16 protein-coding genes are annotated in these 16,303 nt (G+C 69.7%); 12 read left to right on the plus strand and 4 right to left on the minus strand.

Going from position 1 to position 16,303, the window contains the following annotated elements:
* Positions 1 to 2,184, minus strand: a complete 2,184-nt coding sequence (locus tag BST17_RS00860; protein ID WP_083054632.1) for an acetyltransferase SucT — start codon at positions 2,182 to 2,184, stop codon at positions 1 to 3.
* Between the two features lie 92 nt (positions 2,185 to 2,276).
* Here BST17_RS00860 and BST17_RS00865 point away from each other — a divergent pair, with 92 nt between their 5' ends.
* The 4 genes from BST17_RS00865 to BST17_RS00880 are packed head-to-tail and all read left to right on the plus strand — an operon-like array spanning position 2,277 to position 5,968.
* The gene (locus BST17_RS00865; RefSeq protein WP_083054634.1) at positions 2,277 to 3,569 is read left to right on the plus strand and encodes an adenosylmethionine--8-amino-7-oxononanoate transaminase; all 1,293 of its coding nucleotides are present in this window, start codon (positions 2,277 to 2,279) and stop codon (positions 3,567 to 3,569) included.
* 29 nt (positions 3,570 to 3,598) lie between these two features.
* Positions 3,599 to 4,744, plus strand: a complete 1,146-nt coding sequence (locus BST17_RS00870) for an 8-amino-7-oxononanoate synthase (RefSeq protein WP_083054636.1) — start codon at positions 3,599 to 3,601, stop codon at positions 4,742 to 4,744.
* Between the two features lie 22 nt (positions 4,745 to 4,766).
* Positions 4,767 to 5,444 carry a dethiobiotin synthase gene (gene bioD, locus BST17_RS00875; protein WP_083054638.1) on the plus strand — a complete coding sequence of 226 codons (678 nt, stop codon included), beginning with the start codon at positions 4,767 to 4,769 and terminating at the stop codon, positions 5,442 to 5,444.
* A gap of 2 nt (positions 5,445 to 5,446) precedes the next feature.
* A complete protein-coding gene (locus BST17_RS00880) occupies positions 5,447 to 5,968 on the plus strand; it encodes a 2'-5' RNA ligase family protein (RefSeq protein WP_083054640.1) in 522 nt (173 codons plus the stop codon).
* Here BST17_RS00880 and BST17_RS00885 read toward each other — a convergent pair.
* Positions 5,958 to 6,542, minus strand: a complete 585-nt coding sequence (locus tag BST17_RS00885) for a TetR family transcriptional regulator (protein ID WP_083054642.1) — start codon at positions 6,540 to 6,542, stop codon at positions 5,958 to 5,960. The genes BST17_RS00880 and BST17_RS00885 overlap by 11 nt on opposite strands.
* Positions 6,543 to 6,647: 105 nt before the next feature.
* Between BST17_RS00885 and bioB the strand changes: the two genes are divergently transcribed.
* The 5 genes from bioB (at position 6,648) to BST17_RS00910 (ending at position 10,641) form a co-directional block, all read left to right on the plus strand.
* Complete coding sequence (gene bioB, locus BST17_RS00890; protein ID WP_083054644.1) at positions 6,648 to 7,643, plus strand: biotin synthase BioB; 996 nt, start codon at positions 6,648 to 6,650, stop codon at positions 7,641 to 7,643.
* Between the two features lie 25 nt (positions 7,644 to 7,668).
* Positions 7,669 to 7,917, plus strand: a complete 249-nt coding sequence (gene bsaP, locus BST17_RS00895) for a biotin synthase auxiliary protein BsaP (RefSeq protein WP_109749941.1) — start codon at positions 7,669 to 7,671, stop codon at positions 7,915 to 7,917.
* 2 nt (positions 7,918 to 7,919) lie between these two features.
* Complete coding sequence (locus tag BST17_RS00900) at positions 7,920 to 8,597, plus strand: DUF2567 domain-containing protein (protein ID WP_083054646.1); 678 nt, start codon at positions 7,920 to 7,922, stop codon at positions 8,595 to 8,597.
* A 102-nt stretch (positions 8,598 to 8,699) separates the two neighbouring features.
* Complete coding sequence (locus tag BST17_RS00905; protein ID WP_083054647.1) at positions 8,700 to 9,611, plus strand: ATP-grasp fold amidoligase family protein; 912 nt, start codon at positions 8,700 to 8,702, stop codon at positions 9,609 to 9,611.
* Positions 9,612 to 9,729: 118 nt separating this feature from the next.
* The gene (locus tag BST17_RS00910; RefSeq protein ID WP_083054648.1) at positions 9,730 to 10,641 is read left to right on the plus strand and encodes an ATP-grasp fold amidoligase family protein; all 912 of its coding nucleotides are present in this window, start codon (positions 9,730 to 9,732) and stop codon (positions 10,639 to 10,641) included.
* On the opposite strand, the gene BST17_RS00915 is transcribed toward BST17_RS00910, so the two are convergent.
* Positions 10,642 to 11,991 (minus strand): lipase family protein, encoded by a 1,350-nt coding sequence (locus BST17_RS00915; RefSeq protein ID WP_083054649.1) that lies wholly within the window; start codon positions 11,989 to 11,991, stop codon positions 10,642 to 10,644.
* 43 nt (positions 11,992 to 12,034) lie between these two features.
* On the minus strand, positions 12,035 to 12,727 hold the full coding sequence (locus tag BST17_RS00920; protein WP_083055234.1) for an NUDIX hydrolase: 693 nt from the start codon (positions 12,725 to 12,727) through the stop codon (positions 12,035 to 12,037).
* Between the two features lie 47 nt (positions 12,728 to 12,774).
* Between BST17_RS00920 and nadA the strand changes: the two genes are divergently transcribed.
* Genes nadA through nadC form a run of 3 tightly spaced genes read left to right on the plus strand, consistent with a single transcriptional unit; the run spans position 12,775 to position 16,300 of the window.
* Positions 12,775 to 13,824 (plus strand): quinolinate synthase NadA, encoded by a 1,050-nt coding sequence (nadA, locus tag BST17_RS00925; protein ID WP_083054651.1) that lies wholly within the window; start codon positions 12,775 to 12,777, stop codon positions 13,822 to 13,824.
* A complete protein-coding gene (locus tag BST17_RS00930; protein WP_083054653.1) occupies positions 13,821 to 15,431 on the plus strand; it encodes an L-aspartate oxidase in 1,611 nt (536 codons plus the stop codon). The genes nadA and BST17_RS00930 overlap by 4 nt, the downstream gene beginning before the upstream one ends.
* Positions 15,431 to 16,300: a carboxylating nicotinate-nucleotide diphosphorylase gene (gene nadC, locus BST17_RS00935; RefSeq protein ID WP_083054655.1), complete on the plus strand. Its 870-nt coding sequence runs from the start codon at positions 15,431 to 15,433 to the stop codon at positions 16,298 to 16,300. Before BST17_RS00930 ends, nadC begins: the two co-directional genes overlap by 1 nt.
* Positions 16,301 to 16,303: the final 3 nt, after the last annotated feature.

A 16,303-nucleotide genomic window follows, 5' to 3' on the forward strand; every position in this document is an offset into this window, starting at 1 on the left:
TCACCACCAGCCGGTCGCCGCTGCGAGCTGACGGCCGAGTTCGTTCGTCATGGTTCGCACGTATGTCGTCGAGAGGTGGTGAGAGTCGTGATACATCAACACATTTCCCTCCACTACTCGGCAGAAGTCCGGTCGGCACACGGCGTCGGTCATATCGAGCGGCTTCAGGTTGGGGAACCGTTCCACATAGTCCAGGGTGGGGTTGTGGTCGGACAGTACCGCAGCGCGCTTGATGCCGCAGGAGATGGCGTCGCCGCCGCCGGCCAGGCAGTCGGCCGGGAAATACGGCTTGTTGTTGCGGACCAGCCACGGGGTGTCGCGCATCGCCAGCACGTCGATACCGGCATCCGAGAAGGCTTGCCAGATACCGAGATACTGGCTCGGCATGACATCACCGGGTTTGATGTTCCACGGCCGGGTGGACGTGGTGAACACGAAATCGGGCTTGTCGGCCAGTAGTTCGGGCATCACCTTCTCGTTCCACTCCCGGCATTTCGGGTAGGGGCGGTTGTCGCCCATCACGAGTGGTTTCTGCTCGGTGGTCAAGGGGCAGCCCATCTTCAGGTAGGTGACCACCTTGAAATTGTGCAACCGGCCCAGCAGATCCAGCGCGGTGATCCAGTGCTCGGCGTGCGACCCACCGGCCAGCGCGATGGTGCGCTGGGCCGCGGCGTCGCCATAGGTGCAGTTGATGACATCCACGTTGTCGAAATCGCTGATGCAGCCTGCCGGGGTGGATTCCGGGATGTCGTTCTTGGCCTCCAGCACCGTCGGGCGCATGGGGAGCTTGGGCACCTTGGCGTTGTTGATCAACGCCCGTGCCCCGGGATAGTCACGTGCCGAGAGCCCGGAGAGCTCCTTGCCGCTGGCCCGTTCGACGGTGACGTGCTCGCGCCAGGTGAACGACGTGGCGGTCAGGGTGACGCCGAGCAGGGTGACGATCGAGCCCAGCACGATGGTCGGGCGGCGTAACCGCTGTCGCCACGGGATCACCGTCGCCGTCGCGCTCGACCGGGCCGGCGCCCGGTACCGCAACGGGGTCTCGACGAAGCGCATCGTCAGCCACGCCAGCACACCGGAGATCAGCAGCACCACCGCGCCGTCGACGAAATCGACGTGTTCCTTGCCGCTGTAGGCGAGCCAGAAGATGAGCAACGGCCAGTGCCACAGGTACAGGGAGTAGGCGATCGAGCCCAGCCACACGAACGGGCGCGTCGCCAGCACCCGGTTCGGCAGCGGGAGTTTGCCGTCCGACCGCGGGTCGGCAGCGCGGTTGGCCGCTGACAGGATGAACAGCATGGTCGCGCCGACCGGGACCAGCGTCCACGGGCCGGGGAACTCGCGCACACCGTCGATCAGCCAACCGCACGCCAGGATGGCGGCCAGCGCGATGGTGGCGACGACGGTGCGCAACCACATCGGCCAACGCACGTAGGGCACCAGAGCGCCCACCAGCGCACCGAGCGTCAACTCCCACGCCCGGGCGAAGCTGTTGTAGTAGGCCACGGCCTGATCGGTGTTGTGCGCGATGATCGCGTAGACGAAGGAGGCGACGGTCACGCCGACCAGCACGACCACGAACACCGTCCGCAGGTGCCGGCCCAGACGGCCGCGTAGCAGGTAGGCCAACGCCAAGATCAGGATCAGGAAGGCGATGTAGAACTGGCCCTGCACCGACATCGACCAGATGTGCTGCAGCGGGCTGACGGTCTCACCGGCCCGCAGATAGTCGGCAGCGGTGTTGGCCAATTCCCAGTTCTGGTAGTAGCCCAGGCTTGCCAGGCTCTGGTCGGCGAACGTCTCCCAGCGGGTTTCGGGCTGGATGAGGATGGTCAGCACGGCCGCGGCGGCGAGCACCACGATCAGCGCGGGCAGCAGCCGTCGCACCAGCCGGACGACCTCCGACACCGGCCGGATCGCCGTGGCCTCGTCGAGCGCCGAGCGCAGCAACCGGCCGCCGAAGAAGAAGCCCGACAGCGCCAGGAAGACGTCGACGCCGCCGGAGACCCGCCCGAACCAGACATGGAACACCGCGACGAGCGCGATGGCCACACCGCGGAGTCCGTCGAGGTCATGCCGGTAGAAGCCCGAGGCGCGGGTTCCGGTTCCGGTGCCGGCGGGCCGTGCGGGCCCGGCATCCGAACCGGTGCGTGCCGCAGGTCGGGCTGGAGCGAGGGTCATCATGGTCGGGGAGTCAATCTACCCAATTATCCTGGGTGCCTCAGGCCACGGGCGTGGCGTCACAGCGACCGGGCGAGGCGATAGTGTCCGGACCCATGCCCGCGTTGACGCCGGCCGAGATCAGTGCGATCGATACCGCGCACATCTGGCACCCCTACAGCACCATCGGCCCCGGCGCGCTCGCGCCGGTGGTGGCGACCGCCGCGCGCGGCGCCTGGCTCGAGCTCGATCACCGCGGCCGCCGGATCGACGCACTGGACGCGATGAGCTCGTGGTGGACCGCCGTGCACGGGCACGGCCACCCTCGGCTCGACGCCGCCATGTCCGCGCAGCTGGCCACCATGAACCACGTCATGTTCGGTGGACTCACCCACGAGCCGGCCGCCCGACTGGCCCGGCTGCTCGTCGACATCACGCCCCCCGGGTTGGAGACCGTCTTCTACAGCGACTCCGGGTCGGTGTCGGTGGAGGTGGCCGCCAAGATGGCCCTGCAGTACTGGCGCAGCCGCGGCCGGCCCGCCAAACACCGGCTGATGACCTGGCGCGGCGGCTACCACGGCGACACCTTCACGCCGATGAGCGTGTGTGATCCGGACGGCGGGATGCACGCGATCTGGAGCGATGTGCTGGTGCGCCAGGTGTTCGCGCCGCAGGTGCCCGGCCCGTTCGACCCGGCGTACGTCGCGGCATTCGAGGCGCAGCTGGTCGAGCATGCCGACGAGCTGGCCGCGGTGATCGTCGAGCCGGTGGTGCAGGGTGCCGGTGGCATGCGCTTCCACGATCCGCGTTATCTGGTCGAGCTGCGCCGGATCTGCGATGCGCACGGCGTGCTGCTGATCTTCGACGAGATCGCCACCGGATTCGGTCGCACCGGCGAGTTGTTCGCCGCCGACCATGCCGGCGTCAGCCCGGACATCATGTGTGTGGGCAAGGCGCTCACCGGTGGCTATGTCACCTTGGCGGCCACGCTGTGCACCGCCGATATCGCGCGGACCATCAGCACCGGCGACCCCGGGGCCCTGATGCACGGGCCGACCTTCATGGCCAACGCCCTGGCCTGCGCGGTGTCGGTGGCCGCGGTCGAACTGCTTCTCGAGGGCGACTGGCGCGCCGCGGTCGGCGGGATCGAGGCGGGCCTGCGGGCCGGCCTGGAGCCGGCCCGCGGCTTGGCGTCGGTCGCCGATGTCCGGGTGCTGGGCGCCATCGGTGTCATCGAGATGGTCGCGCCGGTCGACATGGCGGTCGCCACCGAGACGGCGCTGGCACACGGACTCTGGCTGCGGCCCTTCGGCCGGTTGGTCTACGCCATGCCGCCGTTCATCTGTACGCCCGCCGAGGTCGATCAGATCGGTGCCGGCATGGTCGCGGTGGCGCGTGCATTAACCTGAACGGTGTTCAAGTGTCGAAAGGACGTCCATTGACACGCACCGGTCTGTCCCCGCTGGCCTGGCTCGCCGGCGTCGAGGAGCGCCGCCGCGCGCAAGGGTTGCGCCGCTCGCTGCGGGTCCGCCCGCCCGTCGGCACCGAACTCGACCTGGCCTCCAACGATTACCTCGGGCTGTCTCAGCACCCGGATGTGCTGGCCGGCGGGGTCGAGGCGCTGCGTACCTGGGGTGCCGGCGCCGGGGGATCACGCCTGGTCACCGGCAATACCGAGCTGCACGAGGAGTTCGAGGATGCGCTGGCCGCGTTCGTCGGTTTCGAGTCGGCCCTGGTGTTCTCCTCGGGGTACACGGCCAACATCGGTGCGCTGGTCTCGTTGACCGGCCCGGGCACGCTGCTGGTCTCCGACGCGCTGACCCACGCCTCGATCGTCGATGCCTGCCGCTTGTCCCGGGCGCGCGTGGCGGTGACCGCGCACCGCGACATCGCGGCGGTGGCCGATGTGCTGTCGACCCGATCGGAGGAACGCGCCGTCGTGGTCACCGAATCGGTGTTCAGCACCGATGGGGTGTTAGCGCCGCTGCGCGAACTGCACGAGGTGTGCCGGACGTTCGGGGCGCTGCTGGTCGTCGACGAGGCGCACGGTCTCGGGGTGCGCAGCGCCGGCGGGCAGGGTCTGCTGCACGAGGTGGGGCTGGCCGGTGCACCCGATGTGGTGATGACGACGACGCTGTCCAAGGCGCTCGGCAGCCAGGGCGGTGTGGTGCTCGGGCCGGCCGCGGTGCGGGCCCACCTGATCGACACCGCGCGCCCGTTCATCTTCGATACCGGCCTGGCCCCGGCCGCGGTGGGTTCGGCATTGGCCGCGCTGCGGGTGCTGATCGAGCAGCCGCAGCTCGCGGCGACGGTGCTGGCCAGGGCCGCCGAGCTGGCCGAGATCTGCGATGTCGCCGAACAACCGACCTCGGCGGTGGTCTCGGTGATCCTCGGGGACCCGGAAGTCTCCGTCGCCGCGGCGGCGGCGTGCCTGGAGCGCGGGGTGCGGGTCGGGTGTTTCCGCCCGCCGACGGTGCCGGCCGGGACCTCGCGGCTGCGGCTGACGGCCCGGGCCGCGCTGACCACCGAGGAGATGGCGTTGGCGCGGGCTGTGCTGACCGAGGTGCTCGGTCTCTCGAGATGAGCGGGGCCTGCGGGGAAACAGCATGACGATCCTGATGGTCACCGGCACCGACACCGGTGTCGGCAAGACGGTGACGACGGCAGCGCTGGCCTGCGCCGCGCGGCTGGCCGGCGTGGACGTGGCGGTGTGCAAGCCGGTGCAGACCGGCACCCGGGACGGCGACGATGATCTGCGCGAAGTCGGTCGGCTCGCCGGAGTCGCCGCGCTGCACGGCGGGTGGCGCTATCCGGAGCCGCTCGCCCCGGTCGCGGCGGCAACCCGCGCCGGATCGGCCCTACCCACCCGGGACGAGTTGCTCGACGCCGTGCGCGCCGCCGACGCGCCGGGGCGGTTGACCATCGTGGAGGGTGCCGGCGGTCTGCTGGTCGAACTCGGCGTCGACGGTGTGACGCTGCGGGATCTGGCCGCGGCATTGTCGGCGCCGGTGCTGGTGGTGGTCGGACCCGGTCTGGGCACCCTCAACCACACCGCGTTGACGCTGGAATCGCTTGCCGGACAGGGGCTGGAGAGCGCCGGTCTGGTCATCGGGTCGTGGCCCCCGCAGCCCGGGATCGCCGAACAGGGCAACCGGGCCGCCCTGGCGGACCTGGGGCACATCCGGGCGGTGTTGCCGGCCGGCGCGGGTGCTGCCACCCCGCAGGAGTTCGAGACGGTCAGCGCCCAGGCCTTCGATCCCGCCTGGGTCGCGGGGCTGGGGTAGCGGTGGTCCATTCGGTGGAGTTGACCCTCGATGAGGCAGGCGATGCCGCGGTGCGCCGGATCTGGACCGCGCTGCAGGATGCCGACCTGCCCAGCCAGGCCAACCACACCGGGGCCAGCAACCGGCCGCACACCACGCTGACCGTCGCCGAGGAGATCTCGGGTGCGGCCGACGCCGAGCTGGTCTCGATGCTGCCGAAGCTGCCGTTGCCGTGCCGCCTCGGCGCGCCGGTGGTGTTCGGGCACGGTCGCTACACGGTGGCGCGGTTGGTCGTCCCGTCGGCCGAACTACTCGCCGTGCACGCCGACGTGCATCGGATCTGCTTGCCGCACATGCCCTCCGGCGCGCTGCACCACACCGAACCCGGGCAGTGGACGGCACACGTGACGGTGGCCCGTCGGGTGCGCGCCGAACAGGTCGCCGACGTGCTGGCCATCGCGGCCGGTGCGGAGATCGACGGCGGTTTCGCCGGCCTGCGGCACTGGGACGGCAACGCTCGGGTCGACCACGCGATCAGCGGATGACGGAGTCGTACGCAGCCATCCCGTCGACCAACAACGTCAGTCCGAAGGCGAAGCGCTGGCCGCCGTCACCGGCCAGTGCGGACTGGCTCTCGGGGAGCTCGGCACCCGCGGCGTCCCACTGCAACCGGGATTGCTCGTCGACGGTGAACCCCAGCACGTAGTAGACGACGGTGCGGGCCGCGAGCTCGCTGTGCCGGCCCGCCACACCGGCGTCGGTGGCCGCGGCGCTCAGCCCGGCCACGATCTGCGTCATGGCCTCGGACTGGCCGGCGGCGAAGCTCGCCGACACCAGTTCGGCCCCGTCGGTATGCGACAGCAGCGCGTCGCGCAACCGGCCGCAGACCGCCGTGAGCTGCTGCTGCCAGCCGTCGGCCGTCGGCGCGTCCAGCGCGGGCTGCAGGATCCGGTCGGCCACCGCGCCGAGGAGTTCCTGTTTGTTGGCGAAATGCCAGTACAGCGCCCCCGGGCTGACGGAGAGCTCACGCGCGAGCCGGCGCATGGTCAGGTCGGCGATCCCGAAGTTGTCGAGCAGCGACACCGCCGCGTCGACGACATCCCATTTGTGGAGCTGCACGTCATTACCTTAACCTGAACACCGTTCAAGCCTGAACAGTGTTCAACAGGTCGGCCGCCACGGATTCCACCCGCTCGCCGACAGGTTCAAGACGGAGGATCTCTGGTGACCGACATTCTGGCAGTGGCACGCGAACAGGTACTCGAGCGCGGGGTCGGCCTCGATCAGGACCAGACGCTGCAGGTGTTGCAAACCCCCGATGATCAACTCGACGCGCTGCTGGAGCTGGCGCACGAGGTGCGGATGAAATGGTGCGGCCCGGACGTCGAGGTCGAGGGCATCATCAGCCTCAAGACCGGCGGCTGCCCCGAGGACTGCCACTTCTGTTCGCAGTCCGGGCTTTTCGCTTCACCGGTGCGCAGCGCCTGGCTGGACATCCCCAGTCTTGTGGAGGCCGCCAAGCAGACCGCCAAGACCGGTGCCACCGAGTTCTGCATCGTCGCCGCGGTCCGCGGACCCGACGAGCGGTTGCTGGCGCAGGTGGCCGCCGGCATCGAGGCCATCCGCAATGAGGTCGACATCCAGATCGCCTGCTCGCTGGGCATGCTCGACCAGGAGCAGGTGGACCGGCTGGCGGGCATGGGCGTGCACCGCTACAACCACAACCTGGAAACCGCCCGATCCTTCTTCACCAATGTGGTGACCACCCACACCTGGGAAGAGCGGTGGGACACCCTGCGCATGGTCCGTGAGGCCGGCATGGAGGTCTGCTGCGGCGGCATCCTGGGCATGGGGGAGACGCTGGAGCAGCGCGCCGAGTTCGCCGCCAACCTGGCCGAGCTCAACCCGCACGAGGTACCGCTGAACTTCCTCAACCCGCGTCCGGGCACCCCGTTCGGCGACCTGGAGGTGCTGCCGGCCGCCGAGGCGCTCAGGGCGGTGGCCGCGTTCCGGCTGGCGCTGCCACGAACCATGCTGCGCTTCGCCGGCGGTCGCGAGATCACCCTCGGCGACCTGGGTGCCAAGCAGGGCATCCTCGGCGGGATCAACGCGGTGATCGTGGGCAACTACCTCACCACGCTGGGCCGCCCGGCCGAGGCCGACCTGGAACTGCTCGACGATCTGCAGATGCCGATCAAGGCGCTCAACGCGACGCTGTGACGCGGGCTGCAAGACTGACAGTGTGATGATCGACGAATCCCCGGCCCTGCCCGCACCCGTCGGCGCCGGCGTCTACAACGTCTACACCGGTGCCGAACTGGGTGCCGCCGCGGGCACGGTCATCCCGACCGCCGCCGAACTCGGTCTGGAACCACCCCGGTTCTGCGCCGGGTGCGGTCGCCGGATGATCGTGCAGGTGCGGCCCACCGGGTGGTGGGCGAAGTGCTCGCGGCACGGCCAGGTGGACTCGACCGACCTGGACACCCGCCGGTGACGATGACGAATCCGACTGCGGCACCGACCATCTCACGAACCGGCGCGGCGTTGCGGGTGTTCGCCTGCGTCCTGGTCGCCGGTGTTCCCGCCGGCGCCCTGTGGGCGTGGCTGGCCCCGCCCGCGCAGGGCATCGTCGCGCTGACCCGCGCCGGCGACCGGGTGCGCGCCTACCTCGGTAATGATTCCGACCAGTTGTTCCTCGGGGCCTTCCTGCTGGTGGGATTCCTCGGCGTGATCGCGGTGGTGGCCGCCGTGGTGGCCTGGCAGTGGCGCGCGCATCGCGGGCCGGTGCTGCTGGCCGGGCTGGCGGCCGGCGCCGCCGGGGCGACCGCTGTCGCCGCCGGTGTCGGCGCGGTGTTGGTGCGCTGGCGCTACGGGGTCATCGACATCGACACCGCACCGGTCAGCGAGGCCGACCGGGTGTACTACGTCAACGAGGCGCCCGCGGTCTTCTTCGGGCACGGACCGTTCATGATCGCCGCCACGATCCTGCTGCCGGCCGCGGTGGCGGCCATGACCTACGCCCTGATGGCGGTGTCGGCCTCGCGTGACGACCTGGGTGCCTGGCCGCCCGTGCAGCACGGCGGGGTGTACCCGCCGGTGCCGGTGCCCGTCACACCGGCCGGCGCGGCGGCGGATCAACAGCCGCCCGGGCCGCAGCAGATCTCGCAAACGTAGACCCCACAGGCGTCACGCGGGCAGGTAAGTTGTCGGGCGCGCTACCACATGTCAGCAAATTGTGGTTTGCGTCAATAGTCAACTCCTCTACGGAAGTGCGCCATGCCGTTTCTCGAATACGTCCCGACGCCCACGTGGCTGCAGGCCTCCCGCCGCCGGATGGTCGACAAGCTGCCGGTTCTGACGATGCGCAAGGCGTTGTATCTGATGATGATCCGCAAGCGGGGCAACTTCACCGAGCCGAGCACCTTCAACGAGAAGGTGAACTGGCGGATCTTCAACGACCGTCGCGACCGGATCGTGCGGGCCTGCGACAAGATGTGGATGAAGGAGATGGCCCGGGAGGCCTATCCCGGGGATGATCTGCGGATCCCCGCGACGTACTGGTCGGGCACCGACCTGCGCGACGCCCCCGACCTGAACTCGCTGCCGCCGTGGGTGCTCAAGCCGAATGCCAGCAGCGGCCGGGCGGTGTTCGGCCCGGACCCCGGTCTGGACCTGACCGAGTTGCAGGCCCGGACCAGGACCTGGTTCCAGGAGACGCCACTGGAACTGGGCGAGTGGGGGTACAGCGCCGCACGGCCGCAGCTGCTGCTCGAAGAGCGAATTCCGACCCCGGACGGATCGGCCCCGGTGGACTACAAGTTCTTCGTGTTCAACGGCCGCGTGGAACTGATCCAGGTGAATCGGGGCCGGTTCGCCAAGCATCAGACCACCACGTTCCTGGACGCCGACTGGCGCCGGTTACCGGTGCGCTGGCGTATCCAGCAGACCGGTGACGAGCCCCGCCCGCTGGAACTGGACAAGATGCTCGACATCGCCCGGGTGCTGGGCGCGGACTGGGATTTCATCCGGATCGACCTGTATGCCGTCGACGGTGAGGTCTGGTTCGGCGAGTACACCCCGTACCCGGGCAGCGGCCTGCTGCGCTACAAGCCGATGACCTTCGATCTGGAGCAGGGTCTGCACTGGCAGCTGCCGAGCAAGGAAGACGTCGCGCTCGGCCGGCCCTGACGCTGAATTTCCAGCAACTTATCATCTTGGTTATCCGCCTGTAACACGCTGGGTGATCTAGCCTCAGAGTCGGTGTCAGCGCATTCCGCGCGCTGCGCTCGACGTCCCGGGGGTAGACATGCCTGCACTTACGCACCGCGATACCCCGGCGGCGTTGTCGGCGCCGCGGCGGATGGTCGTCTCGGCGATCCCGATCCCGGTGCTGCGCCACGCGCTGTTCTTCGCGATGATGGGCCGCCGCGGTCATTTCCGGAACCCCAGGACCTTCAACGAGAAGGTGAACTGGCGGATCTTCAACGACCGGCGGGACCGGATCGCGGCGGCCTGCGACAAGACCCGCATGAAGCAGATGGCCCGCGCCGCGTATCCGGATGGCGATCTGCGGATTCCGGACACCTACTGGTCGGGCACCGACCTGCGCGACGCCCCGGACCTGGACGCCTTGCCGCCGTGGGTGCTCAAACCGAACGCCAGCAGCGGCCGGGCGCTGTTCGGTCCCGACCCGCGGCATGACCTCGCGGAGCTGCGCGCACAGACCCGGAGCTGGTACGACGAGACGCCCGCGGAGATGGGCGAGTGGGGTTACGGGGTGTCCGGTTCCGGCCTGCTGCTCGAGGAACGCATCCCGACGCCCGACGGCTCGCCGCCGGTGGACTACAAATTCTTCGTGTTCGCCGGGCGGGTGGAGATGATCCAGGTCAACCGGGACCGGTTCGGCCGAAATCCGACGGTGACATTTCTCGACGCCGACTGGCGCAGGCATCCGGTCCGGTGGACCAAGCTTGCGGTGGCCGACGAACCGCGGCCCGCCGAACTGGACAAGATGCTCCACATCGCGCGCGTGCTGGGTGCGGATTGGGATTTCATCCGGATCGACCTGTATGCCGTCGACGGTGAGGTCTGGTTCGGCGAGTACACCCCGTATCCGGGCGGCGGCCTGTACCGCTTCAAGCCCGAGGCCTTCGACCGGGAGCTGGGGCGGCACTGGACGCTGCCGACGGTGGCCGACGTTCGCCCCGGTCGGCCCTGATCAGCGGTCCAGCACCGACAGCGGCAGCCGGTGAAGTGTCCTGCCGGTCAACACCTTTGCGGTGATGACCGCCAGCCGTGCCATCCCGCGGTAGGTGGACGGGTTGAACAGCGTCGGCCACTTCGTACGGGCCAGATTCGCACCCAGCGGGCGGTCGGCGAACCGGTCGGACAGCCAGCGCAGCGCCATCGGCGCCGACATCGGGTGCAGCAGCAGATGTTCGCTGAACATGTCGCGGTGATACGTCACGTGCGCGCCACCGGATGCATAGGTGTCGGCGAGTTCGTCGATACCGTCGACGGAGATGATCTCGTCGTGGACGGCCTGGATGATCAGCACCGGCGGGGTCGGCACCGCCGCCCCGAGTTTGATGTCGGCGAACACATGCTGCACCTCGGGCGTGGACAGGATCTGCTCCAGAGGCTGGTCGAGCATGTCGCCCATGTCGGTACGCCACAGCCGCACGATCGCCTCGACCGTGGTCATGTGGTGCAGCCGGTCCAGCAGCGCGCGACCGTGTTCGCTGGCGTGCTCGGCGATGATCTTCTGCAGTCCGGGATACACATCGGCCAGCGCGGCGACGACGAGCGCCGGTAGCGCCGAGGCGAACGTGCCGTTGAGCTTGCGGAAGGTGCGGCCCAGATCGCCCACGGGTGAACCGAGGACCGCGCCCACGATGTTGAGCTCCGGGGCGTAGCTGCCGCTCATTTCCGCGGCCCAGGCGCTGGCCAGCCCGCCACCCGAATAGCCCCAGAGCCCGATCGGGGCCTGCGCGGACAGCGTGAGCTGCTCGGAGCTCAGCGCCGCGCGCAACCCGTCGAGGATGCGGTAGCCCGGTTCGAGCGGGGTGCCCCAGGTGCCGTTGACGCCCTCGTGGTCGGGCACCGACACCGCCCAGCCCTCGGCCACGGCCGCGGCGATCAGCAGCATCTCGAACTGCGGCACCGAGCCGGGCGCCACCGCGTGCCTACGCAGCGCATACGACGGGAAGCACCTCGAGGAGATCGCGTCGATGGCGCACTGATAGGAGACCAGCGGACAGACGTGTTCGGGGCCGCGCTCAGCGGGCATCACCACGGTGGTGGCGGCGACCTCGGGCCGATCGTTCATATCGGTGGTCCGGTAGAGCAGTTGGACGGCCCGAATCTGCTGGGGGATCAGACCGAGGAAGGCCAACTCGACGTCGCGGCTGCGCAGCACGGTGCCCGGGGTGGCGTGCCGAAAACCCTCCGGCGCGACGTAGAAGGGGTCGTCCTTGGGCAGCTGTGGGCGCGCGGCGCGATCGAGTGCCTCGTGCGGGACGGCGCCGATCCACTCGGCATCCGATACGGCGGAGCTGCCAAAGTCCATCCGGGCATTGTTGCTTAAGAAGGGTCTAAGAATCCAGTCCGAATCACCCCGGTGGCCGCAATGCTGCGAATTCGTCGGTCACTCGATACCTGTCCTCGGTGAACCGGTACAGCGCCGCGGGACGTCCACCGCTACGGCCCGACCGCGCCGTCGTCCCCGTCCTGGTGATGACGTGGCGTCGTTCCAGCACTCGCTGCAGGTTCGTCGCGTCGACCGGGTGGCCGAGTGCTGCGCTGTAGATGTCCCGCAGCGTCGACAGTGCGAATTCCCTTGGTGCCAGCGCGAATCCGATGTTGGTATAGGACAGCTTGGCAACCAGTCGGGCGCACGCGTTCTCGACCATGGTGCCGTGGTCGAAGGCCATCGGCGGCAGCGCCGAGACCGGGTGCCAACGCGTGTCGGGCGGCAGGGCCGGGGTCGCGGGGGAGGGTACCAAGCCCAGGAAGGTGGAGGCGATGGTGCGCGCGCCCGGGACCCGGGTGGGGTCGGAGAACACGGCGAGCTGCTCCAGATGGGTCAGTTCCCGCAGGTCGACCTTCTCGGCGAGCTGACGCCGCACTGAACTGAACATGTCCTCGTCGTGCCGTAGCCGGCCGCCCGGTAGTGACCATGCACCCCGTTCGGGGTCCATCGCGCGTTCCCACAACAGCACGCTGAGCTGCGGATTCTTCGTGTCGAGCCGGCGAACCTGGAGCACGACGGCGAGTACCTCGTGTTCGGTGCTACGATGAGCCATGTTTTCGATCATAAGTCGAAAACCTCGGTAGGCAAAAGGAGACTGCCATGACGGTCCTGGATCGCACCGGCGCACCCAGCAGCGTGCTGGCTTCACGCATCGTCGACGGCCCCGGTGGCTACAGCGGCATCGTGCCCGACGGGCAGTGGGCCGCGGAGGTGCGCCGACTCGCCGATCTGCGCAACGCGACACTGCTGGCACACAACTACCAGCTGCCGGCCATCCAGGACGTCGCCGACCATGTCGGCGACTCGCTGGCCTTGTCGCGCATCGCGGCGGAGGCCGCCGAGGACACCATCGTGTTCTGCGGGGTGCACTTCATGGCCGAGACGGCCAAGATCCTCAGTCCGGACAAGACGGTGCTGATACCCGATCAGCGGGCCGGCTGCTCGCTGGCCGACTCGATCACCGCCGACGAGCTGCGGGCCTGGAAGGACGAGTTCCCCGATGCCGTCGTCGTCTCGTATGTCAACACCACCGCCGCGGTCAAGGCGCTCACCGACATCTGCTGCACCTCGTCGAACGCCGTCGAGGTGGTGGCGTCCATCCCCGCGGACCGCACGGTGCTGTTCTGCCCCGATCAGTTCCTCGGTGCACACGTCCGTCGCGTCACGGGCCGTGAGAACCTGCACGTCTGGGCCGGCGAATGCCATGTGCACGCCGGTATCAACGGCGACGAGCTGGCCGACCAGGCCCGCGCACACCCGGATGCCGAGCTGTTCGTCCATCCCGAGTGCGGATGCGCCACCTCGGCGCTCTATCTCGCCGGCGAGGGCGCGGTGCCCGAGGACCGGGTGAAGATCCTGTCCACCGGCGGCATGCTCGACGCCGCACGCGAGACCGCGGCCCGTCAGGTACTGGTGGCCACCGAGGTCGGCATGCTGCACCAGCTGCGCAGGGCGGCACCGGAAGTCGAGTTCCTGGCGGTCAACGACCGGGCGTCGTGCGGCTACATGAAGATGATCACCCCGGCAGCGCTGCTGCGCTGCCTGGTCGAGGGCGCCGACGAGGTGCATGTCGACTCAGCGACCGCCGAGCTGGCCCAGGCCAGCGTGCAGCGCATGATCGAGATCGGGCAGCCCGGCGGCGGGGAATGACCGGCCCCGGGGGTCGCAGCGCAGCGACCCGGGGAACCAGCTCATGCGGTGGGGCCGGATTCTGGCAACAACGCGCTGACGTCGTCGTCATCGGCACCGGGGTGGCCGGACTGGTCGCCGCGCTGGCCGCGGTGCGGGCGGGCCGGAAGGTCGTGGTGCTCAGCAAGATCGCCGAGACCGCGACGTTCTACGCACAGGGCGGCATCGCCGTCGTGTTGCCGGACAACGATGATTCCGTGGCGGCGCACGTCGCCGACACGCTGGCGGCCGGTGGCGGGCTCTGCGATGCCGAGGCGGTGGGCTCCATCATCGCCGACGGGTCCGCCGCGGTCGCCGAGCTGGTCGCGCACGGAGCGCGTTTCGACGAGTCCCGGCCCGGGCGCTGGTCGCTGACCCGCGAGGGCGGACACACCCGGCGCCGCATCATCCACGCCGGCGGTGACGCCACCGGGGCCGAGGTGCAGCGTGCGCTGAATCATGCTGCGGCGCAGTTGGACATCAGACACAATCACGTCGCCATCCGAGTCTGCCACGACGACGAGGCGGTCACCGGGGTGCTGGTGCACAGCGCCGCCGGACCCGGCCTGCTGCATGCGCCGTCGGTCATCCTGGCCACCGGTGGACTCGGCCACCTCTACGCGGCCACCACCAATCCGGAGGGATCGACCGGCGACGGTGTCGCCCTGGCGCTACAGGCCGGGGTGCCGGTCAGCGATATCGAATTCGTCCAGTTCCACCCGACGATGCTCTACACCGGGCCGGCGGGGGGACGGCGCCCCCTGATCACCGAGGCGCTGCGCGGCGAGGGCGCGGTCCTGCTCGACCGGCGCGGCGACGCGGTGACCGCGGGCGTGCACCCGCTGGGCGATCTCGCGCCGCGCGATGTGGTCGCGGCCGCGATCGACGCCCGGCTGCGTGCCACCGGCGACCGCTGCGTGTACCTCGACGCGACCGGGATCGATGACGTGGCCGCCCGCTTTCCCACCGTCACCGCCGCCTGCCGGGCCGCCGGCATCGACCCGGTGCGCCAACCGATCCCGGTGGTGCCGGGCGCGCACTACAGCTGCGGAGGCGTCAGCACCGATGTGCACGGGCGCACCGGGCTGGCGGGACTGTTCGCCGCCGGCGAGGTGGCCCGCACCGGTATGCACGGCGCGAACCGGCTGGCCTCCAACAGCCTGCTGGAGGGGCTGGTCGTCGGTGGCCGGGCCGGCCGCGCGGCTGCCGAGCATGCCGGGCAGGCGGGACCCGTCCGCGCGGTGCCCGACGCCGCGCCGCGCCTGCCGATGCTCGACCGCACCACCCTGCAGCACGCGATGAGCCGCGACGCGTCGGTCGTCCGCGACGCCGCCGGTCTGGACCGGCTGACCGCCGTGCTGGCCGGTGCCGTCCGAGGACCGGTGACCGACCGGGTCACGGTCGAGAACGCGGCGCTGACGCTGACCGCGCGCGCCGTCGCGGCCGCCGCGCAGACGCGTACCGAATCGCGCGGTTGTCACCATCGTGGCGACCATCCCGACACCCATGCGGCACAGGCACAAAGCCTCACCGTCCGACTCGACGAATCCGGCGACCCGATCGTGGTCGCACCACTGGGAGTGAGCTGATGAACGGATTGACCGAGCTGTCCGAGACCGAACTCGGCGAGGCCCGCGCGCTCATCGGGCGCGCGCTCGAGGAGGACCTGCGGTACGGACCGGATGTCACCACCCTGGCAACCGTGCCGACCGACGCGGTGATCACCGCCTCGATGGCGACCCGCGAAGACGGCGTCGCCGCCGGTATCGATCTCGCGCTGCTGGTGCTGGATGCGGTGCTGGGCCAGGACGGCTATACCGTGCTGGATCGGCTGGCCGACGGTACCCGGCTGCAGGCCGGCCACACCCTGCTGCAGGTGCGGGCACCCGCGCAGGGGCTGCTGACGGCCGAACGCACCATGCTGAACCTGGTCTGTCACCTGTCCGGGATCGCCACCGCCACCGCCCGCTGGGTGGACGCGGTGGAGGGTACCGGCGCGAAGATCCGCGACACCCGTAAGACCCTGCCCGGCATGCGCTCACTGCAGAAGTACGCGGTGCGGGTCGGCGGTGGCGTCAACCACCGGATGGGCCTCGGTGACGCCGCCCTGATCAAGGACAACCACGTCGCAGCGGCGGGTTCGGTGCTGGCCGCGCTGAACGCGGTCCGGGCGGCGGCACCGGATATCGAGTGCGAGGTGGAGGTGGACTCGCTGGAGCAACTCGACGAGATCCTCGGAGCCGGTGTCGAACTCGTCCTGCTGGACAACTTCCCGGTGTGGCAGACCCAGATCGCGGTGCAGCGCCGCGACACCCGGTCACCGGAGACGAAGTTGGAGTCTTCCGGTGGCCTCTCCCTGGAGTCGGCCGCAGCCTATGCGGCCACCGGCGTCGACTACCTCGCGGTCGGGGCGCTCACCCACTCGGTGCGGGTGCTCGACATCGGCCTGGACACCTAGCCT

This window comes from Mycolicibacterium bacteremicum, from assembly GCF_002086115.1.
In the GTDB taxonomy this organism is placed as follows: domain Bacteria; phylum Actinomycetota; class Actinomycetes; order Mycobacteriales; family Mycobacteriaceae; genus Mycobacterium; species Mycobacterium bacteremicum.

What these genes read in the sequence shown, in the direction of transcription:
- BST17_RS00860 (WP_083054632.1), bottom strand. Translation starts at nt 2,184, where the DNA reads ATGATGACCCTCGCTCCAGCCCGACCTGCGGCACGCACCGGTTCGGAT.
- BST17_RS00865 (WP_083054634.1), top strand. Translation starts at nt 2,277, where the DNA reads ATGCCCGCGTTGACGCCGGCCGAGATCAGTGCGATCGATACCGCGCAC.
- bioD (WP_083054638.1), top strand. Translation starts at nt 4,767, where the DNA reads ATGACGATCCTGATGGTCACCGGCACCGACACCGGTGTCGGCAAGACG.
- bsaP (WP_109749941.1), top strand. Translation starts at nt 7,669, where the DNA reads ATGATCGACGAATCCCCGGCCCTGCCCGCACCCGTCGGCGCCGGCGTC.
- BST17_RS00900 (WP_083054646.1), top strand. Translation starts at nt 7,920, where the DNA reads ATGACGAATCCGACTGCGGCACCGACCATCTCACGAACCGGCGCGGCG.
- BST17_RS00905 (WP_083054647.1), top strand. Translation starts at nt 8,700, where the DNA reads ATGCCGTTTCTCGAATACGTCCCGACGCCCACGTGGCTGCAGGCCTCC.
- BST17_RS00910 (WP_083054648.1), top strand. Translation starts at nt 9,730, where the DNA reads ATGCCTGCACTTACGCACCGCGATACCCCGGCGGCGTTGTCGGCGCCG.
- BST17_RS00915 (WP_083054649.1), bottom strand. Translation starts at nt 11,991, where the DNA reads ATGGACTTTGGCAGCTCCGCCGTATCGGATGCCGAGTGGATCGGCGCC.
- BST17_RS00920 (WP_083055234.1), bottom strand. Translation starts at nt 12,727, where the DNA reads ATGGCTCATCGTAGCACCGAACACGAGGTACTCGCCGTCGTGCTCCAG.
- nadA (WP_083054651.1), top strand. Translation starts at nt 12,775, where the DNA reads ATGACGGTCCTGGATCGCACCGGCGCACCCAGCAGCGTGCTGGCTTCA.
- BST17_RS00930 (WP_083054653.1), top strand. Translation starts at nt 13,821, where the DNA reads ATGACCGGCCCCGGGGGTCGCAGCGCAGCGACCCGGGGAACCAGCTCA.
- nadC (WP_083054655.1), top strand. Translation starts at nt 15,431, where the DNA reads ATGAACGGATTGACCGAGCTGTCCGAGACCGAACTCGGCGAGGCCCGC.